Raw genomic sequence first — 19,844 nt, 5'->3', positions numbered from 1 at the left:
AGAACGTGCTATGGCAAAGCGAAAAATAGAAGAATACACCTTTGCAGACGCATATATTGGTAGTTTCACACGAAATCTGATGAGCCGCAAGGATATGATGAGACTGGCTTCCTGCAGGGATTTAAAGGCAGCGGAGGCAGTACTTCAGGAGTTCGGTTACGGTGAGGCCAAGGAGCTTTACGATGACGATATCGAGTGGTTTATCAGAAGAGAGCAGAACAAGCTGTTCAACCTGATTTACGACACGGTGCCGGAGAGAAAAGAACTGTCTATGTGTCTGTTTCCCTATGATTATCACAACGTAAAGGTCTGCCTGAAATCAGAGTTTCTGGGCATAACCCCAACGGAAGATCATCTGATGTCAAACGGCGATATCGACTGGAAGCACATGGTAGCTATGGTGCGAGACAGAAACTTCACGTTTATGCCTACTGTGATGAAAGAAGCGATTATTGAGGCGACAGATCTCTTTGGCAGAAGCGGCGATCCGCAGGAAATTGACATCATTTTGGATAAAGCCTGTTACAAGCAAATGCTGCAGGCAGCAGAAGAAACAGGTGAGGATTTCCTGATCGGTATTGTAAAACGGCAGATCGACATTTTGAATTTAAAGACCTTTGTAAGACTGCGCCAGATGAAGAAGCCATGGAGCTTTTTCCAGAAGGTTTATCTTGCAGGCGGAAATATCAGCGAAAGTTTTTTCTTTTCCGCATGGGAAGAAAATTACAGCCAGATTGCAGATAAGCTGACCCCGTATGGACTTTCAGAGGCGATGGCAAAAGGCGGCGCAAAGCTTTCTGAGACGGGAGATTTTGCTCTCTTTGAAAAGCTCTGCGAGGATGCGCTGATGGAATTTAACAAAAAGGCGAAATATGAGAGCTTCGGCATCGTGCCAATTGCGGGATACTGGTATGCAAAGGAACTGGAAATTGACAATCTGCGAATTATTCTGACGGGAATTTTAATCGGCTCTACGCCGGAGCAGATTGCAGAGAAATTGAGGGAGCCATATGTATAAGATAGGTGTAATTGGCGGCAGGGAATCGGTTCTGGGCTTTAAAGCTGTTGGACTTGATGTGTTTCCCGCTGCTGAAAGCGAAGAAGCAAAGAGCATCCTGCGCCGACTTGTAAAAGAGGGCTATGCGATTATTTATATCACAGAAGTGCTCGCAAAGGATATGGCGGAGGAAATTGACAAATACAAAGACAGCAGACTGCCTGCGATTATTTCCATTCCAGGAAAAGAAGGCGCAACCGGAGAAGGTATGCGCAGCGTAAGCAAGGCAGTGGAGCGTGCTGTGGGAGCAGACATACTATTTGGAGGTGAAAAATAGATGAGTCAGGGAAAAATCGTAAAGGTTTCCGGGCCGCTGGTCATCGCTTCGGGCATGGAAGACGCCGATATGTTCGACGTTGTACATGTAGGAGATCAGGGGTTAATCGGTGAAATCATAGAAATGCGCGGTGACATGGCGTCCATTCAGGTATATGAAGAAACAGCAGGAATCGGACCTGGCGCGCCGGTAGTTTCAACAGGGGCTCAGCTTTCTGTAGAACTGGGGCCGGGACTCATTGAGACCATGTACGACGGTATTCAAAGACCTCTCGTCGCCATGCGCGAAGTGGCTGGCGCAAATATCACCAGAGGTATTAAGGTACCGTCACTGGATAGAGAAAAGAAATGGGAATTTGTCCCTGCAGTCGCTGCCGGCGACAAAGTCGAGGCTGGCGACATCATCGGTACAGTGCAGGAAACCGTTATTGTAGAGCAGAAAATCATGGTGCCTTACGGCGTTTGTGGTACGGTGGAATCCATCACCGGCGGCAGTTTTACTGTAGATGAAGTGGTGTGCACCGTACGCAAGGAAGATGGAAGTCTGGCAGAGCTTACCATGATGCAGAAATGGCCGGTTCGCCGTGGCAGACCGTACAAAGAAAAACTGGTGCCTGAAATGCCGCTGGTTACAGGGCAGCGTGTGATCGACACTATGTTCCCAATTGCAAAGGGTGGCGTTGCTGCAGTACCGGGTCCATTCGGCTCCGGAAAAACTGTGGTGCAGCATCAGCTGGCAAAATGGGCAGATGCAGATATCGTAGTCTATATCGGCTGCGGTGAGCGCGGAAACGAAATGACCGACGTACTGATGGAGTTTCCTGAATTAAAAGACCCACGGACGGGAGAGTCATTGATGAAGAGAACTGTCCTCATCGCGAACACTTCAGATATGCCAGTTGCGGCCCGTGAAGCATCTATCTATACTGGTATTACGATTGCAGAGTATTTTAGAGATATGGGTTATTCTGTAGCGCTGATGGCTGACTCTACATCCAGATGGGCAGAAGCTCTTCGTGAAATGAGCGGTCGTCTTGAGGAAATGCCGGGCGAAGAAGGATACCCTGCTTATCTGGCATCCAGACTGGCACAGTTCTATGAAAGGGCTGGTAGAGTTATTTCTCTGGGTAAAGAAGGAAGACTCGGTGCGCTTTCCGCCATCGGTGCAGTATCTCCTCCGGGCGGTGATATTTCTGAGCCGGTTTCTCAGGCAACACTACGTATTGTAAAGGTGTTCTGGTGCCTGGATTCTTCTCTCGCCTACAAGCGTCACTTCCCAGCTATTAACTGGCTGCAGAGCTATTCCCTTTATGTAGATCGCCTAACTAAGTGGTATGAAGAAAACGTCAGCAAAGAGTTTCCTGCGCTGCGCGCACAGGCGCTGCTGCTTTTGCAAGAAGAGGCGGAGCTGCAGGAAATCGTACAGCTGGTCGGCGTGGACGCTTTGTCCTTTGAAGACCGCCTGAAATTGGAAGCGGCGCGTTCTATTCGCGAAGACTATCTCCATCAGAATGCGTTCCACGATGTGGATACTTATGCTTCCTTAGACAAACAGTTTAAAATGCTGAAACTGATTTTGGGTTACTACGAGATGGCGAAGGATGCAGTGGGCAAAGGTGCTGATTTTGACGCATTGACAGGGCTTTCTGAACGTGAGTCCATCGGTAGATTTAAGTATGTAGAGGAAGCTAAGGTTGACGAAACCTACGACGAAATTATGAACACCATGAAGCAGTCTATTGGGGATTTGACCAGAGGGGAGGCTGATGACGATGATGAAAGAATATAAGACTATATCAGAAGTTGCAGGGCCTTTAATGCTCGTCAAAGATGTGGAAAATGTGACCTACGACGAACTGGGCGAAATTATTCTGCAAAGCGGCGAAAAACGGTTATGCAAAGTTTTGGAAATTAACGGCACGGACGCTCTGGTGCAGCTCTTTGAAAGCGCTGCAGGCATTAACCTTGCGGAAAGTTCGGTGAAGTTTCTCGGAAGAGGCAATCAGCTTTCTGTTTCTCCGGAAATGCTGGGCAGAGTTTTTGACGGTATGGGACGCCCTGCTGATGGCGGTCCTGATATCATTGCCGAAAAAAGATTGGATATCAACGGTCTGCCGATGAATCCGGCAGCCAGAGACTATCCGGCAGAATTTATTCAGACCGGTGTATCTGCTATCGACGGACTGAACACACTGGTTAGAGGACAGAAGCTGCCTATTTTCTCAGCTTCAGGTCTTCCTCATGCTGATCTTGCGGCACAGATTGCCCGTCAGGCGAAAGTAATCGGTGGTGAAAGTAATTTTGCGGTAGTATTTGCAGCGATTGGTATTACCTACGAAGAAGCGGATTTCTTTGCATCGGACTTCCGCCGCACAGGAGCTATCGACAGAACGGTTATGTTTATGAATCTTGCCAACGACCCGGCGGTTGAACGTATCGCAACGCCGCGTATGGCGCTGACCGCAGCGGAATATTTGGCATTTGATCTGGGCATGCATGTTCTGGTTATCATGACCGATATTACCAACTATGCGGAAGCCCTTCGTGAAGTTTCGGCAGCTCGTAAGGAAGTGCCGGGACGCCGCGGCTACCCGGGTTATCTTTATACCGACCTTGCGACTATGTACGAAAGAGCTGGTCGTAAGCGGGGGCAGGAGGGCTCTATCACTATGATTCCGATTCTGACTATGCCGGAAGAAGATAAGACGCATCCGATTCCCGACCTGACCGGATATATTACCGAAGGACAGATTATTTTGTCCCGCGACCTTTACAGAAAAGGCGTACAGCCGCCGATCGATGTACTGCCGTCGCTTTCCCGTCTGAAAGATAAGGGAATCGGTGCAGGAAAAACTCGTGAAGACCATGCGGACACCATGAACCAGCTCTTTGCGGCATATGCCCGCGGAAAAGAATCTCTGGAACTGATGACTATTCTGGGCGAAGCGGCGCTTTCCGATATTGACCTGATGTACGCAAAGTTCAGTCAGGAGTTTGAAAAGCAGTACGTATCCCAAGGGTATGAAAAGGATAGAACTATCGAGGAAACACTGAATCTAGGCTGGGAGCTTCTGAAACTTCTGCCAAAGAGCGAACTGAAGAGAATCAAAGACGAGTACATTGAGAAATATTTAGGGTAGGTGAGGCGTTATGGCTGAAAGAATGAATGTAAATCCTACCCGCATGATGCTCACATCTTTAAAAAAGCGGCTGAAGACTGCCACCCGAGGTCACAAGCTCCTCAAGGATAAGCGAGACGAGCTGATGAAGGAATTTTTGGAGCTGGCGCGGGAAAACGGCAGACTTCGCAAAGAGGTTGAAGAAAGCCTGTCCGGTGTGTACCGGAATTTTTCTGTAGCCAGCGCCATGATGAGCCAGGAGGTTATGGAAGAATCTCTGATGTTTCCAAAGCAGGGGGTTCTGCTGGAAGTGGAGAATAAAAACATTATGAGCGTGGATGTTCCGGTCTTTGGATTTAAGACCACGGCGGAGGATCCGACCAATATCTTTCCTTACGGTTTTGCCAGAACTTCGGGAGAATTGGACAATGCGGTAGGAGCGCTGTCGGATTTGTTTCCGGCGCTTTTAGAACTTGCCGCAAAGGAAAAACAGACCCAGCTTCTGGCGGCGGAACTGGAAAAAACGCGCCGCCGTGTAAATGCTCTGGAATACGTCATGATTCCAAAGCTGCAGGCGACCATCAAGTATATCCAGATGAAGCTGGATGAAAACGAGCGTGGTAATCAGACCAGGCTGATGAAGGTCAAGGATATGATGCTGGAAGAAACCCTTGCTGAGAAGAGAGCGAAAGATGCGGCGGTTTTTGGCGCTAAATGAAAATGGATTAGGAATAAAGAACACCTCGGCAAGATTTTGTTGCCGGGGTGTTTTACTGCAAAAATCATATTTGTTAAAGGTAAAGTTCCAAAAAGGAAAATGAAAATGCAGAGGTCTCGAATGTTTGTGCGGCAAAGTACATTTGAGAAAATGTTTTTGATAACGCTGCAACGTGAGGATTTTTTTGCAGCTGTGTGAACGTATATCCAAAGACTGGAATAGAACATACGCCTTGTAGTAAAGCTGTCTCCTTCAGAAACTCTACAAATAAGCTCCACTCTTTTCCTTCTGCTAAAACCGGCGTTTCCGATGGAACTGTAAAAGGAATACGTTCATAGGAGTTTTCGGCTTTTTTTGCTTTTGTGGGAGTTCCTAAGCAGAGATAAGAAAGACCTTCGTTAAGGAACTTTCCGGTAGCGCAATCATCAAAGGCAGATAAATATTCCTGTTTAGGTATTCCAACAGCGTAGGGTTCATTCGCCTCGGTTTTGGAGCGGTTTACAGACAAATAAGCTTTACGTAAGGTATGGCCATCAATTGGATCTATTTTTGTCACATATACATTGTCGCACAGCATAGAAGGTACAGTGAAGGTATCTGCAAAGCGCATTTTCGCTAGTGAAAATTGAAGCGCAATATGATTTATGATAACTAAAGATTCTTGTTTCATGGTCTCTTAAATGTGCCGTTGACAGCTTCTCTGGAAATCGGACCGGCAGTTGTAGTAACTTTAATATTCTTCACTCGAATCAGTACTTCTTTTACGGAAGAACCAGTGTACATGGTTTTATCATTTACGAGCGTTTTAGTTGTGCCGATTGATGGAATGTCAATTGTTGCGCTGCTTAACAGTTTATGATTAAGCAAATTAGCATCCCAAATTTCAATGTCAGCGTGATAGCTTGTCAATATTGAATGAGAACATGTAATGCCGACTCCAAAAGTAATATTAGAGCCTTTCCAGCTATGAACTTTAAAGTAGCCTTGGTAAGTCGCAATGGAAGATGGCGTGATATCTGAAGGAAGCTTCAAATTTCCATCGAACATTGGCACAATGACAGGTGCAGCCTCATCATCTGAAATAAGGATTGCAGTTCTCATTTCGGATTCTGAGTCTGTGAAAGCAATCTCTGAAAAATTGCAATCAGTTTTTGTACATTCCTCCGTGACAGAGTCAGCAAAAGAAGTACATGTCATGCTAAGAATTAGAATAGTAACAACAGTTAAAATGATGTGGAATTTTGTTTTGTTTTTCATGATTTTAGTCCTCCTTTATCTTAATAAAATCCTTATATATAAAATATAACATTAATTTAAAATTGTCAATCGTATTTCAGAAAATATAAAATATATAGAAAGATATATAAAATTGGGAATTTGCGGTTAAAATATACCTTTTGCTGTACCTGTGACAGAGTTATCCAAAAGCGTTATTTTTGTCAACGAATTTCTTGAAATATAGTGACTATAGTGACAGGCTAGCGGAAAACTGTCGCAGTTGTCACGATTTGAGGGAAAATGGAGTTGGAATTCGTTTATTTTGGTGACAAAACGGAGGCAAATTCGAAAATCTGTCACAGACTGAGCGAGAACCGTCGAAAGCGGCCATTGAAAAAATCGCAAAGTTGTGATAGCATGGTTTAGTGATATATGAAGAGGGAAAGGCAGGGAAGTCGTTTTGAATCAGACAGAATTTGTTGAAGAATTAAAGAGTGTGACGGGAAGCGCGGCGAAGCAGCCGGAGCGGCTTAATAACAGACTGGGACTTTACTATCTGGATTGTAATATTGAGGAAAAGTGGATTGAACTGGGATTTGATGTAGGGGAGTGGAGTAAGAACCCATCAGGTGATGTTCACGGCGGTGTCATTTGTAGTCTCTTCGATACGGCTACAGGCATGGGCGCTGTGGCGCTGACCCAGAAGAATGTGACAACGATAGATCTTTCTGTCAGTTTTTTGAAACCTTTTAACGGTACGCAGTACGTGTTCCATATCGATTATAACAATGTGGGGCGGCGCATGGTCAGAACCATCGGAAAAGCATATGACAGACAGAGCGGAAAGCTCTGTGCAACTTCCATGAGCAGTTTTATGGTAATCGGAGAGCGAAGCGAAGCCATGAGAGTGTAGGCATTTTTGTCAAAATAAAAAACTCGAAGGAAATGAGAGTATCTTTTCTTCGAGTTTTCTGTTTTTTGGAGTTTCTTTGTAAAAGTTTAGTCTTCTAAGAAATATCTGCGAAGGCCAACGGTGTGCTTGCCGTATTCGATGGCTTCTTCAGGGCAGCCGCAGATACATGCCATGCAGTGGGTGCAGCTACCGCCCCAGGAAGGCTTTCCGTCTTTGATAATGATGTTATTGAGCATACAGCTTTTGGCGCAAGCGCCGCAGCCGGTACATCTTTCAGTGGTATGGAATTTTTTGTCAGAAATAACCATCTTATAAAAAGTCTTGTTGACTATGCCGCTTTTTAGCTTGTCGATGGCAGTAATATTGCATGGCGGAAAGGCTTCTCTGTGGCGAATTGTCTCTGCCGCACGGGCAATTTTCTTATCAGCGGCAGTGATAATTCTTTTCTCTGTTTCTTCATCGGGTGCACGGAAGATAGCAATGTAATTTTCTGGCATTTTTATACCCAATACCCCTCGATATTGAAATCCTTTGCGAGCGCAAAAAGCTTTGATGCCTTTCTCGGCATTTCCGATTTCATCTCCGCAGTTCATGACAAAATAGCAGTCAGTGCTTCCGGAAAAAGTACTTTTATTTAAAAATTCCTCAAAGATGTGAGGCATTTGCCACGCATAGACTGGACAGACGAAGATGTAGGCTTTTTCCGAATGGAAGTCGCCGACTTTGTTTTCTTTAATATAGGAAACGGCGGAGATGCAGTCGTCGTCCAGAATTTTTGCTAGCTGCTGCGCCAGATGGCGACTGTTTCCGGTGCCGGTGAAATATATAATCATAGTATTCGTTCCTTTCTGGGGGTTTTCTAGTATCATAACACAGGTCTTGGACTGGAACAAGTCGGACTGATTTATCTTTCTTTACAACTTTCTAACATGTTTTTGTTATAATAGATCCATAACGAGAAAGAAAGCAGGGAGGCAAGATGGCGAATATTCTCATAGTTGAAGACGAAAAGGCAATCAGCGACTTGATTGTATTGAATTTGAGGCTGGCAGGACATGTGTGCCAGCAGGCATTTGACGGCAAAGAAGCGGCTGCCGTGATGGAGCAATGGCAGCCAGCGCTGATTTTACTGGATGTGATGCTGCCTGAAAGAGATGGTTTTTCGCTGATGGAACAAAAGGTATTTGGAGAAAAACCTGTAATTTTTCTCACGGCGAAAGACTCCACCGCAGATAAGGTGAAAGGGCTGAATCTTGGTGCTGACGATTATCTGACAAAACCTTTTGAAGCGGTGGAGTTGCATGCACGGGTGGAAGCAGTTTTGCGACGGACAGGCAGTGCGCAGCGGGTATTTGAAATTGGACGAACTGTGGTTTATCTGGATCAGCGAACGGCTGCGGTGGACGGCGGGACAGTAGAACTGACCAACAGAGAATTTGAACTGCTGGAGGTGCTGATTCAAAACCGCAATATCGCATTGTCCCGCGAAAAACTTTTGAATCTGGCGTGGGGCTATGACTATTTTGGCGACACCCGCACTGTGGACGTGCACATCACAAAACTGCGGAAGAAGCTGAAACTGGAAGATTACATTAAGACGGTATATAAGCATGGGTACCGTCTGGAGGTGCGATAATGAAATTTTGGCAAAAAATCTTTTTAGGCACGCTGCTCATTTTCGTGATTGCTTTTGATGCCGGCGTATATATTTTGACCAGCCGCGTCTATGATTTTAACAGGGAGAGAGAGACGAATAACAGCATTCGTGAGCAGAACGTCATTTTATCCTCGGTTACCGGCAGAATTTCTAATGCGGAAACTGTTTATGGAGATGCCGCTTGGAACGAGGACCGGCTGACTGCCCTTTTGCAGCCTCTTGGGGAGTACTATAAACCTCAAGGGGTTGTCTTGGCATTGTATGAAGAAGATACAGCGATTTATGGGGAATTGGAAGTGCCTGCGCTAAAGCTTCTGCACCTTTCGGATACGGAACATAAAAACACCATGGACGGAATGTGGGAAGGCAGGAGATATGTCTTTGTCGCATCCAAAATTCCAGATTATCCTCATTTAACGCTGGTCTACGGACGAGATATTAGCCAGCTGGACGGATTTCGTAAAGAGGTCAGCCGCATGTTCCTGATTCTGAATCTGGCGGTTATAGCCGCAATGGCAGCTGCCATTTACTTCCTGCTGAGACACATGACAAAGCCTATCGATCAGCTACATTTAATGACAGCTGAAATTGCAGGGGGCGCCTATAACAAGAGAGTTGACCTGCGCAGAAGTGATGAGTTTGGGCAGCTTGCGCAGAATTTTAATCAGATGGCGGAATCGATTGAAGAAAATATGGCGCAGCTTGCACAGGCAGCGTCTGACAGACAGCGGTTTATCGATGATCTGACTCATGAGATGAAAACCCCAGTCACATCGATTTTAGGTTATGCGGAGTATCTGCAAAAGGTCAACACCACGGAGGAAGAGCGGGAACTTGCCGCAGAGCATCTGTATGATGCGGCGCTTAGGCTAAAGAATTTGTCGGAAAAGCTGCTGGCACTGGCTTATTTGCGCGGGGAGCAAATTCAGCTTGGGAAAGTCAATGTGGCGGAGTTGTTTGAAGCCTTAAAGGCTGCAATGAGTCCAATTCTGGCAGAGAGAGGGCTAACCTTGACGATGCAGGCAAATATTTCTGAACTTGAAGGTGATGAAGTCTTGCTTCTTTCCATGCTTGCAAATCTTGTAGAAAATGCTGCAAAAGCATCTTTGCCTCAAGGCAGAATTACGGTTTGCGCCTGCAGGCAGGCTGGCTGCCGGGTGCTTTGGGTGCGAGACGAAGGTCATGGAATGAAAGCAGATGAAATTCAGAAAATCACAGAGCCTTTTTACCGGGTGGACAAGTCTCGTTCCCGCAAATTGGGCGGCGTAGGTTTGGGGCTTAGCATTGTCTCTCAAGTTGCGGAACTTCACGGTGCAAAGCTGGAAATTGAATCTGCGCCGGGGAACGGAACCACGGTGCGGATATGTTTTACAAGTTGATAATCATTTCATATTAAAGCGGAAATCTTCTGAAGCTAGACTATTTACTGTAGAGCACAGAGGTTGGAGGAAAGGAACAATGCAATACAAAGATAGGAGCGGAAAAGCTGTCACGACTGTGCTTATATGTATCCTGCTGGGCTTTAGCTTTTTCGTAATGCCGCCGGTACTGGCGGCTGTACCCGGTAATTCAAGGATACAGTCGGTATCGTTGAATCAGACGAATTTAGGAGCAGCAGAAGCTGTACAGACTGCGGATATAAATGCAGTTTCAAAGAAAACAGCCGTGGAGTCTGCAATTGCAGCCCTGAAAGAACAAGGTTTTGATATGAGGGAACTGAAAAGCCAGCCGGTTGAGGTGCGCTATATTGCAGAAAGTGCCCCTGCGGGGGATCCCGTTTGGGCGGTCATCTTTCGCAGCGATGAAAAAGGATATGCCTACGTATTTGGCGATGATATCAACAGCGAAAGCAGGAAAAAACTTGCAGCCTTAGGAAGGGTGGAAGACTGCACTGGTGCAGATGGGACGCCGGGCATTCGTGCTTACTACAGCTATACCAGATACACGTTGGTGGAAATCAATGCATTTAGCGGTGCATATATACGCCACGGAAATTCCGTTGCAGCGTATGGAGAAGCGCTGAATTTGGAGGAAACTCACTGGTTGCCGTCCAGTGAGGAAGATTGGACGCGGCAACTAGAAAAGCAAAACGCATTGGAGAAGAGTATGGAGTAATCCTATGAGAGGGGGATTTGTGATGAAGGAGAGTAAAAATAAAAAGACTGCCTGGATTTTTCTTGTTATAGCTTTGGCATTAGGAATTTTGAGCGGATGCAGCACTTTTGACGCCGGTTTTGATAAAGCCGGCAAGACGCAAGTTATGCCAGGACTGGAAGAAGAGCAGCCGCAGAATTTCACCATAAAACCGGAGCAGCTTGGCGAGATGGGAGAGCCTGTGGGCACTTACGATGTGCAAAACGGAGAAGTCGTTACCGATGCACTGTTTTACACAGTCAATGAGGTGCAGCTAGTGGATACACCACAGGAGATAAATCTGAGCCCAGAGGAACTGCTGCTTGACGGTGTGTCGGAGGAACTGATGGATGCAAACGGGAAGCTGAAGGAAAGTGTAAAGCTTTTGATGGTTGCGCTGACTGTGCAAAATGTACGGGCAGAGCCCGAACGAAATATCACAAGCCTGGATATTCTCTGTGCAAACGGTGAGACAGAATTTTATGAACTGTATCCGACAAGTCCGGTGTATTTCTCCTGTCCGAGCGGGAAAAGAACGACAGACGGCTGGAAGGATTACTACAAATACAGATTGCCTATCGGTCGAGAAAAAAATGTGAAGGTCTGCTGGTATGTGGATACACAGTGCTATGATCCGAAAAATCTGTATTTGACATTTGGATTTGATGAACTGCAAAAGTACATCAAATTGGTTTTTTAGGGGGGGTGAAGGGGATGCTTTGGAATATAGTAAAACTGGAATGTAAAAAAGCGATTTGCAATAAGTTTTTTATTCTTGTTGTAGTCATTGGTATTGGCATCACTTTTTTGAGTCTGATCCCCAGTCTGGAGAGCTATCTGCAGGATATGGAAGCCCACCTACGGATTTCGGAGGAGTTCGGACTGCGCAATCCTCTGATGCCTATGGAGACCCTGTTTAACCACTGGATTGGCGGAGAACCGCACTCTACAGGTTCGCAGGATTATTTCTTGCTGTTTCCTCTTTTGATTTCGATTCCTTACGGGTGGTCTTACTGTGCTGAGCGGCGCAGCGGCTACGAAAAGAATGTAGTCATTAGGACGGGCAGGCTGCGGTACTACTTTGCTAAATATCTGGCGCTGTTCTTATCTGGCGGTCTTGCTATGGTGCTGCCGCAGCTGTTTAACTTTCTTCTTGCCGCTATGTTTTTTCCTGCAGTCACGCCCAGTGCAGTGTATGATACGGCGTATGGCATCAGCGCATCGTCTTTTATGTCGATGCTGTTTTATACCAGACCATTTCTATATGTGATCTTGTATCTTTTCATTGATTTTCTGCTCTGTGGTCTTATTGCGTGTCTGTGCTTTGTCCTGTCTGTTCTCGTGAAAAGGCCTGTGATGGTTACGCTGCTGCCCTTCTTTCTGCTGCTTGGCTTTAGCTATCTTTGCCAATCGTTTGTCTATCGGTCCAGCACGGTAATTTATACGGAACTGTCGCCTATGACGTTTTTGCGGGCTACTCCTGCGACATACGATACCAATGGATTTGTAGTCTTTGGCTGGGCAGCGGTGCTGTTTCTGCTGACTTTTTTACCAGTGGTACTAAGGGGGATCCGTCATGAAATATATTAGACTGCTTTGTTTTGATCTGGTGCATGGGCTTTTACAAAAGCCGCTGCTCTTTGCAGCGCCTGTTATTATCTGCCTGACCTCATGTCTGGATTTAAGCGCCCGCACTGCGGCTTTCGCCAGTATGGATTACTTCGGCGATGAAATCAAGGCGAGCTTTGGGGACTTTGTCATGTACATTTACGGAGGTCTGGGGCCATTTCCGGAGCTGAGCGATTCGCCTGTGCGCTGGGCGGCAGTATTTCTTGTCCTTTGCTTTCTGACGCTGCAGTATCCCTATCAGGACATGCAGGGCGTGGGACAGCAGATTCTCATAAGAACAAAGAGCAGAACGGCATGGTGGCTGTCCAAATGCAGCTGGAATTTGCTCAGTGCTGCTGTTTATCACAGCATGATTTTCCTCACCGCCGGCCTGTTTTGCGCAGGAAGTAAGAACGCAGTTTTCACGGGAAAAATCCATAAGGCACTACTTTACGAGGTGTTTCGAGTGGAAAAATCGCAGATGGCGCAGGATGTCGAACCATGGTCCTTTGCAATGCTGTTTGTGCCGGTTTTTGTTTCCTTTGGAGTGAGCCTTGCACAGATGGTGCTGTCACTGTATCTAAAGCCTGTGTTCAGTTTTTTCGGGGTGGCGCTGATCATGGTTTCTTCGGCGTATTGTGTTTCGCCGTACCTGATTGGAAATTATGCTATGACGATGCGCTACGAAGAGGTTGTCATATCTGGTGTCAGTCAGACGACGGGCTTAGTGCTTTGTTTGATCATGATATTTGGCTGCATAGTGATAGGATGCTGGAGCTTTCATCGCTATGATATTTTGAATAGAGATTAAAGAGCGTGGGAGGAATTTTGAATGGCAAGGATAGAATTAAAAAACGTATCGAAGATTATACATAAGCAGCCGGTGATAGAGGATGTTACCATGCTCATGGAATCGAGGCATATCTATGGGTTTCAGGGGGTCAACGGTTCTGGGAAAACTATGCTGATGCGACTTCTCTGCGGGTTAATTCGCCCAACCTGCGGCAGTATAGAAATAGACGGAAAGTGCCTGGGAAGAGATATAACTTTTCCGGAGAGTCTGGGGCTATTTTTGGAAAATGCGGCTTTTCTGGACGGCTATTCGGGATTTGAAAATTTGAAAATGCTGGCAGGGCTGCAGGGTCAAATCTGCGATGAGGAAATCAGGTGCGTGCTGGATGCTGTAGGGCTTTCTGATGCTGCAGAGAAAAAATATCGCAAATATTCTTTAGGCATGAAGCAACGGCTCGGTATTGGAGCGGCAATCATGGAGAAGCCAGATATTGTTGTTTTGGATGAGCCGACCAATGCACTGGATGCAGAAGGCATTGCACGAGTCAAAGAAATTCTGACAAGTGAAAAGGGGCGGGGCGCCCTGGTGGTCATTTCGTGCCACGATGGAGTAATTCTGCAGGAACTGGCGGATGAAATTTTTGTGTTGGAATCAGGTCGATTGAAAGCTCATCTGCACAGCAGTGATTTTAGCGATTTTGCGCAGGGGAGAAGGGAGCTTAAGCAATGAAAAAGGTTGTGATAGTGCTGCTGGCTGTTGTTTTGGCGATAGGAGGGGGACTTAGGGTTTATACAGTGAACCGGTCTGTGGATATCCCTGTGATCCAGATGTTTTCAAAGGGAGAAGAGGTGCCGGTCGGCAAGGATTTTTTTAGCTATGCCGATGAGGATATGGACGGTTATATAGTTACAGTGCTGGACGCAGAACTGCTTTCTGCGACAGATTTTCTGAAAACTTATCACGCAGAAGCAAAGGCGCAACTTCTGGGAATTTTTACCGACTATATCTATACGGTGCACGTGCGTATCGCCAACAGAGATAATCCTCATACAGGGGAAAAGGGGATTTCGCTACAGCAGTATATGCTCTGTGGAACTGACTATATTTTGAGCCTTGAGGAAAGCTGTTTTCTGATAGCAAATCCAAAGATGCCGGGGTCTTCATTTTCTATGAAAAAGGGCACTAGTATGGAATTGCTGCTGACCTTTGACGTCATGTCTCAGACGGTCAGTGTAAAGCATCTGACAGAGGATGCTCCCAAACTGCTGATTAGTCAGTATCCTCATCAGAAAATGATTGAATTGGATTAGATTTGCTTTTGAGCCGGGGATGTCTCAAAATTAGTTTTGTCGCTCCTGCACCATTTTCCTTTAAAATACTGGAAATGGTGCGGCTGTTAAGTGCACAACCCCGCCACTGCGCACCATTTATAGAGAAATAATACTTGATGGTGCAGATTTTTCTGTGAGAGCTTTAAAGTGATTGGAAGTGCTGGAAATAAATGGTGAATTATGAAAAGTATTGCTTCTGGGTTCTATATATAATTTCCAGATGAAAACGAATCACCGGTGATTTTATGTTTTTAGAGACTTTATGTGCACCATTCCATCTGTTTTAGCCCAAAATGGTGCAAAAATAAAAACTGCAAAAAAATAATTCGCACCATTCATCGCATATTTGCTTTAAATGGTGCATATGCAAAGAGGCTGTCTCATTTTATCTGCGACAGCCTTGATTTTGTTGTGTTTTCCGGCATTAATCCTGTCTTTTCGGCGGAAGGTATGGTATACTTTTATTAACGAGAAAAGAAAGAGAGAATTAAATGAATTACAACGAATCACAGATTGATAAGAGGATACTGAAAGGCCTTGCAGAGATGGGCTTTGTAGAAATGACGCCCATTCAGGAGATGGCGATTCCGGTGCTCCTTGAGGGTAAGGACATCATCGGGCAGGCCCAGACAGGTACCGGCAAAACGGCAGCTTTCGGTATCCCTATGATAGAAAACCTTCGCAGCAAGATAGGCGGCGTCCAGGGACTGATTCTTTGCCCGACCAGAGAACTTGCCATACAGGCTGCAGAAGAACTGAAGAAAATGGCAAAGCATGTGCCCGGTGTAAAAATCGGCGCCATTTATGGCGGTCAGGACATCGAAAAGCAGTTTAGACTGCTTCGTGGAAAGCTTTCCATTGTAGTGGGAACGCCGGGGCGTGTGATGGATCACATGCGTAGAGGTACTTTGAAGCTGGACGCTTTGCAAATGCTGGTACTTGACGAAGCGGACGAAATGCTGAACATGGGATTTCGCGAGGACATCGAGACTATCTGCGAGTCTATTCCGGAGGAGCGGCAGACTGCGCTGTTTTCCGCCACCATGCCCGATGAAATTCTGGAAATCACCGGAAAGTATCAACAGAATGCGCTGCACATTCACGTGCCACAGGAGGAAATGACCATTCCTCTCGTCAAGCAGACCTATTATGTGGTAAAAGGAAGGGAAAAGGATACGTCTCTCTGCAGGCTTCTGGACTATATGTCACCGAAGCGGGCGCTGATTTTCTGCAATACCAAGAGAAAAGTCGATCAGCTGACTTTGATTTTGAAGGGAAAGGGATACTCAGCGGAGGCTTTGCACGGGGATTTGTCTCAGCATCAGAGAGACCGGGTCATGGCCCTTTTCAGAAGCGGAAAGCTGGAGCTTTTGCTGGCGACGGATGTTGCGGCAAGGGGTATTGATGTGGACGATGTGGATATGGTGTTTAACTACGACATGCCTCAGGATATGGAGTACTATGTGCACCGAATCGGCAGAACCGGCCGCGCAGGCAGAAAGGGGAAGGCGATTTCCCTGATTACGCCGCGGGAGAAGTACAAAATTCGCTCCCTGGAGGATTACTGCAATACGAAGATTAAGGAAAAGGATATGCCGACGGCGGCAAGTGCTTTGACTGTCAAAGCGTACAAATCGGTGTCGGATGCTGTGGAATATTGTGAGGGCAAAGACCTGACTCCATATATGAAAATCGTATATAAACGATGTGTAGACGATGGGCTGGATCCGCTGGAAGTGGCGGCAGCCTTTTTGCGCATGAATCTGGGAGAAATTGAACCAGAGTCAGAGCAGGAACCTTCAGAAAAACGACGCCTGCGAGAAAAAAGTCACCGTAATGATAAAGGAAAAGGTGACAATGAATCGGGCGAAAAAAAGCGTCGAGGCGAAAAATCTGCGCGAGGTGTAAAGGAAAAGCGTAAGGCGGAAAAGTCCGGCAAGGGTTCTTCCGCAAAGAGCAAGAAAGGTAAAAAAGATGGAAAAAGGACAAATCGTTCAAATCAAAATAGAGGACATGACAAACGAAGGGCAGGGGCTCGGAAGAAGTAATGGCTTTGCGATCTTTGTAAAGGGCGCTGTGGTCGGCGATCTTGCAGAAGTGGAGCTTACTAAGGTAAAGAAGAACTACGCCTTCGGAAAGCTGCTTCGCCTAGTGGAGCCGTCACCGGACAGGATTACGCCAATGTGCGAATATAGCAGTCAGTGCGGCGGCTGCCCTTACAGCAATCTTTCCTATGAGGCGCAGCTTGCACTCAAGGAAAAGCAGGTGCGCGATAAGCTGGTACGGCTGGGCGGAATTTTGGAGCCAGAGATGGAGTCGATTATCGGTATGGAGGAGCCTTTTCGCTATCGGAACAAGGCTTCTATGCCTGTTTGGACCGGCGGCATTATCACCCGCAAAGGCGGTATCGTGGAGAATTTGGGCGAGCCGGCGGTGGGCTTTTATCGTGCAAAGAGCCACGAGGTAGTGGACTGCTACGACTGTCTGATTCAGTCAGCGCCTGCTATGGCAGCGGCGGAGGCTTTGCGTCAGTTTATGGAAAGCGACCATATTACGGCTTACGACCCCAAGTGGGAAAAGGGTTTAATGCGCCATCTGGTGGTGAAAACTGCCCGTGGCACCGGCGAGGTGATGGTAGTGCTGGTCATCAACGGCAAAGGGATTCCTAATGCTGCCAAGCTGGTGGAAATGCTGGATGATGTCATTTATGAACTGCCGGTATCCGATGACGGCGTGGAATACAGCTTGGAGAGCGTGGTCATCAGCGTCTGCAAAGGTAAAAACGGCGCGATGCCGGGCAGTGTTATGGGGGAGGAGTTGATTACCCTTGCCGGAAAACCTGTCATCAATGAAGAAGTGGGCGATCTGGTCTTTGAAATTTCACCTCATTCTTTTTATCAGGTGAATCCGGTGCAGATGGAGCGACTTTACGCCAAGGCGATGGAATATGCCGACCTTTCCGGCGAGGAGACAGTGCTGGACCTTTACTGCGGCGTGGGCACCATCGGGCTTTTCGCAGCGCGGCAGATGGAAGAGGCTTATATGGCGCGCCACGATGGCGTGCTGGATTATGACAAAGTGGGTCGCGTCATCGGTATCGAGTCGGTCAAAGGCGCCGTCCTCGACGCTAACCGCAATGCGGTCATCAATCACATCGTCAATGCCAGATATGTGTGCGGCCGTGCCGAAGAAGAACTGCCGAAGCTGGTCTCAGGCGAAGGCGCTGCAGCGGACGATGCCGGACTTCGGGTGGAAAAAGCCGACGTGGTGATTTTGGATCCGCCTCGGGCAGGCTGTGAGGAAACGTTACTGAAAACTGTGGTTTCTGTGGAGCCTGAGCGAATCGTCTATGTGTCCTGCGATCCGGCTACCCTGGCGCGGGATGTGAAATATCTGGGCGAGCATGGGTATCGGTTTGAGAAGGGGACGCCTGTGGATATGTTCCCTTGGGGCGTGCATTGTGAAGCCGTAACCCTGCTTACTAGGACCGAAGGGACGCGGTAAGCAGCGGTACGTCTCATGCAAAGTCTGCCCAACAAAGCGAGCGAAGTGAAGGAGGATTGGGTGCAGACGACTGCGGAAGTTGTAACGAAGCTGGTTAGGACAGAAGGGGAGCAGTAAGCAGCGGTACGTCTCATGCAAAGTCTGCCCAAGAAAGCGAGCGAAGTGCAGGAGGATTGGGTGCAGACGACTGCGGAAGTAGTGACGAAGCTGGTGAGGGAAGAAAGGGCGCGGTAAGCAGGGTGACAAAGGGGACGTTTTAAGATGATTTCATGACTTGAGAAACAGGAGGGTAAGTATGATGGAGGCTTTAACAAATTCGAGGCTGGACAGGTAAAATATATTAAATAATGAAATTGCCATAGAGGAAATACAGCAGAAGTCAGGAATTGACGGTATTTTATGGGCTGGGAAAATCTTTGTAACTCGACAAATAACAGCCAATTTTTTTGAAGTCGATATAAGAACAATTAGTCACTATTTGGAGCAATACGGAGAAGAACTTACTGAAAATGGATATCAGGTGCTCCGGGGTAAGAAATTGAAAGCTTTTTTAGAGTGTGCAAAGGATTTTGGTAAGGACATTTGTGTCCCTACCAAAACTAAGGTGCTCGGAGTATTTGATTTTCGTGCATTTTTAAATATGGAGATGCTTTTATCTGAAAGTGATAAAGCAAGAGCACTGCGACAATTGATGTTAGATATAGTTATTGACCTTATTAACCGAAAAACAGGTGGTGGAACGAAATATATCAATCAGAGGGATAAAGATTTTGTTTTTTCCTCAATATAAAAACACGATACAATAAAACCTTAACGGACGATATGATGAGAGAGTTTGGATGTATGGAATTTTGATTTCATGCAGGCACTGGGGGACAATAAACTAGTTGCAGCCAGAGATAGCTGAGATTGTGGAAATGCCGAGTGAAGTGTATTATAAACAATGCTGTTAGTACATTATAAAACTGTGTACAACTGGAAATCTAATAGGCCATGAGGTGCTACAGTATATTGAGAGATGCGGTAATATATGAATATCTTGTCATTGAGAGAAAAACTAAATTTTATTCATGTAGCGAATGATGGTACTGCTTGTGTAATTTTGAAGCGAGTGCAGATTTGTATTATACGATAATGCTGAAATGGCGAATACTATTGCATCCTAGGAAATATTGTCTTATAATAAAACAAAGATTGAGATTCAGGAAAGGTATTTTGAATATTACTAATATGATTAAAGTGTTGTATTTGAAATATAAAACAATAGACATAGTGGTTTTATATGGAAGATAATGCGACAGAATGAAACTATCATATAAAAAGTTATGGGTAAAACTGGTAGAACTAGATATGAAGAAAACAGAGCTTGCCAAGAAGGCGGGAATTAGTTCTACATTTGTAGCAAAGCTTGGCAATGGGTTTAATACCACTATATGTATGCAAGTAAGGGCATGTAAGTATCTCGATTGTGAGACATTCTAATATTGTGGAAATAGTCCTAGATTAATCTTCAAAGG

Annotated in this window: 21 protein-coding genes; 18 read left to right on the top strand and 3 right to left on the bottom strand. The window is 46.2% G+C overall.

Annotation, left to right across the window (positions count from 1 at the left end):
* The first annotated feature begins 10 nt into the window (after positions 1 to 10).
* Genes D1151_RS03890 through D1151_RS03870 form a run of 5 tightly spaced genes read left to right on the top strand, consistent with a single transcriptional unit; the run spans position 11 to position 5,170 of the window.
* Positions 11 to 1,018: a V-type ATPase subunit gene (locus D1151_RS03890; RefSeq protein ID WP_161908015.1), complete on the top strand. Its 1,008-nt coding sequence runs from the start codon at positions 11 to 13 to the stop codon at positions 1,016 to 1,018.
* Complete coding sequence (locus tag D1151_RS03885) at positions 1,011 to 1,334, top strand: V-type ATP synthase subunit F (RefSeq protein WP_161908014.1); 324 nt, start codon at positions 1,011 to 1,013, stop codon at positions 1,332 to 1,334. The genes D1151_RS03890 and D1151_RS03885 overlap by 8 nt, the downstream gene beginning before the upstream one ends.
* Entirely contained in the window at positions 1,335 to 3,122 is a 1,788-nt protein-coding gene (locus tag D1151_RS03880) for a V-type ATP synthase subunit A (RefSeq protein ID WP_161908013.1), read from the top strand.
* Positions 3,106 to 4,473, top strand: a complete 1,368-nt coding sequence (locus tag D1151_RS03875; protein ID WP_161908012.1) for a V-type ATP synthase subunit B — start codon at positions 3,106 to 3,108, stop codon at positions 4,471 to 4,473. The genes D1151_RS03880 and D1151_RS03875 overlap by 17 nt, the downstream gene beginning before the upstream one ends.
* 10 nt (positions 4,474 to 4,483) lie before the next feature.
* Positions 4,484 to 5,170 (top strand): V-type ATP synthase subunit D, encoded by a 687-nt coding sequence (locus D1151_RS03870; RefSeq protein ID WP_161908011.1) that lies wholly within the window; start codon positions 4,484 to 4,486, stop codon positions 5,168 to 5,170.
* 73 nt (positions 5,171 to 5,243) lie between these two features.
* Here the strand turns inward: D1151_RS03870 and D1151_RS03865 are convergent, their stop codons facing one another.
* Both D1151_RS03865 and D1151_RS03860 read right to left on the bottom strand, forming a co-directional pair.
* Complete coding sequence (locus D1151_RS03865) at positions 5,244 to 5,840, bottom strand: hypothetical protein (protein WP_161908010.1); 597 nt, start codon at positions 5,838 to 5,840, stop codon at positions 5,244 to 5,246.
* Positions 5,837 to 6,427 (bottom strand): hypothetical protein, encoded by a 591-nt coding sequence (locus D1151_RS03860; RefSeq protein ID WP_161908009.1) that lies wholly within the window; start codon positions 6,425 to 6,427, stop codon positions 5,837 to 5,839. The genes D1151_RS03865 and D1151_RS03860 overlap by 4 nt, the downstream gene beginning before the upstream one ends.
* 421 nt (positions 6,428 to 6,848) lie before the next feature.
* Here D1151_RS03860 and D1151_RS03855 point away from each other — a divergent pair, with 421 nt between their 5' ends.
* Positions 6,849 to 7,301, top strand: a complete 453-nt coding sequence (locus tag D1151_RS03855) for a PaaI family thioesterase (protein ID WP_161908008.1) — start codon at positions 6,849 to 6,851, stop codon at positions 7,299 to 7,301.
* Positions 7,302 to 7,387: 86 nt separating this feature from the next.
* Here the strand turns inward: D1151_RS03855 and D1151_RS03850 are convergent, their stop codons facing one another.
* On the bottom strand, positions 7,388 to 8,134 hold the full coding sequence (locus tag D1151_RS03850) for an EFR1 family ferrodoxin (protein ID WP_161908007.1): 747 nt from the start codon (positions 8,132 to 8,134) through the stop codon (positions 7,388 to 7,390).
* Between the two features lie 146 nt (positions 8,135 to 8,280).
* Between D1151_RS03850 and D1151_RS03845 the strand changes: the two genes are divergently transcribed.
* The 12 genes from D1151_RS03845 to D1151_RS17220 all read left to right on the top strand — a co-directional run bounded on the left by D1151_RS03845 (position 8,281) and on the right by D1151_RS17220 (position 19,809).
* Positions 8,281 to 8,937 carry a response regulator transcription factor gene (locus D1151_RS03845; RefSeq protein WP_161908006.1) on the top strand — a complete coding sequence of 219 codons (657 nt, stop codon included), beginning with the start codon at positions 8,281 to 8,283 and terminating at the stop codon, positions 8,935 to 8,937.
* Entirely contained in the window at positions 8,937 to 10,337 is a 1,401-nt protein-coding gene (locus D1151_RS03840) for a HAMP domain-containing sensor histidine kinase (protein ID WP_161908005.1), read from the top strand. Before D1151_RS03845 ends, D1151_RS03840 begins: the two co-directional genes overlap by 1 nt.
* Before the next feature lie 79 nt (positions 10,338 to 10,416).
* The gene (locus tag D1151_RS03835; protein WP_161908004.1) at positions 10,417 to 11,073 is read left to right on the top strand and encodes a hypothetical protein; all 657 of its coding nucleotides are present in this window, start codon (positions 10,417 to 10,419) and stop codon (positions 11,071 to 11,073) included.
* A 22-nt stretch (positions 11,074 to 11,095) separates the two neighbouring features.
* On the top strand, positions 11,096 to 11,791 hold the full coding sequence (locus tag D1151_RS03830; RefSeq protein ID WP_161908003.1) for a hypothetical protein: 696 nt from the start codon (positions 11,096 to 11,098) through the stop codon (positions 11,789 to 11,791).
* A 14-nt stretch (positions 11,792 to 11,805) separates the two neighbouring features.
* A complete protein-coding gene (locus tag D1151_RS03825; RefSeq protein ID WP_161908002.1) occupies positions 11,806 to 12,681 on the top strand; it encodes a hypothetical protein in 876 nt (291 codons plus the stop codon).
* Positions 12,668 to 13,510: a hypothetical protein gene (locus D1151_RS03820; protein WP_161908001.1), complete on the top strand. Its 843-nt coding sequence runs from the start codon at positions 12,668 to 12,670 to the stop codon at positions 13,508 to 13,510. The genes D1151_RS03825 and D1151_RS03820 overlap by 14 nt, the downstream gene beginning before the upstream one ends.
* Before the next feature lie 21 nt (positions 13,511 to 13,531).
* Positions 13,532 to 14,221: an ATP-binding cassette domain-containing protein gene (locus D1151_RS03815; protein ID WP_161908000.1), complete on the top strand. Its 690-nt coding sequence runs from the start codon at positions 13,532 to 13,534 to the stop codon at positions 14,219 to 14,221.
* Entirely contained in the window at positions 14,218 to 14,802 is a 585-nt protein-coding gene (locus D1151_RS03810; protein WP_161907999.1) for a DUF5028 domain-containing protein, read from the top strand. The genes D1151_RS03815 and D1151_RS03810 overlap by 4 nt, the downstream gene beginning before the upstream one ends.
* A gap of 512 nt (positions 14,803 to 15,314) precedes the next feature.
* Complete coding sequence (locus tag D1151_RS03805) at positions 15,315 to 16,871, top strand: DEAD/DEAH box helicase (RefSeq protein WP_161907998.1); 1,557 nt, start codon at positions 15,315 to 15,317, stop codon at positions 16,869 to 16,871.
* Positions 16,798 to 18,327, top strand: a complete 1,530-nt coding sequence (gene rlmD, locus D1151_RS03800; protein WP_161907997.1) for a 23S rRNA (uracil(1939)-C(5))-methyltransferase RlmD — start codon at positions 16,798 to 16,800, stop codon at positions 18,325 to 18,327. The genes D1151_RS03805 and rlmD overlap by 74 nt, the downstream gene beginning before the upstream one ends.
* Positions 18,328 to 18,805: 478 nt before the next feature.
* The gene (locus D1151_RS03795) at positions 18,806 to 19,117 is read left to right on the top strand and encodes a hypothetical protein (protein WP_161907996.1); all 312 of its coding nucleotides are present in this window, start codon (positions 18,806 to 18,808) and stop codon (positions 19,115 to 19,117) included.
* Between the two features lie 512 nt (positions 19,118 to 19,629).
* The gene (locus D1151_RS17220) at positions 19,630 to 19,809 is read left to right on the top strand and encodes a helix-turn-helix transcriptional regulator (RefSeq protein WP_306770844.1); all 180 of its coding nucleotides are present in this window, start codon (positions 19,630 to 19,632) and stop codon (positions 19,807 to 19,809) included.
* Positions 19,810 to 19,844: the final 35 nt, after the last annotated feature.

The organism is Emergencia sp. 1XD21-10 (assembly GCF_009936045.1).
Lineage (GTDB): Bacteria > Bacillota > Clostridia > Peptostreptococcales > Anaerovoracaceae > Senimuribacter > Senimuribacter intestinalis.
This window is presented reverse-complemented; position numbering and strand designations above follow the sequence as displayed.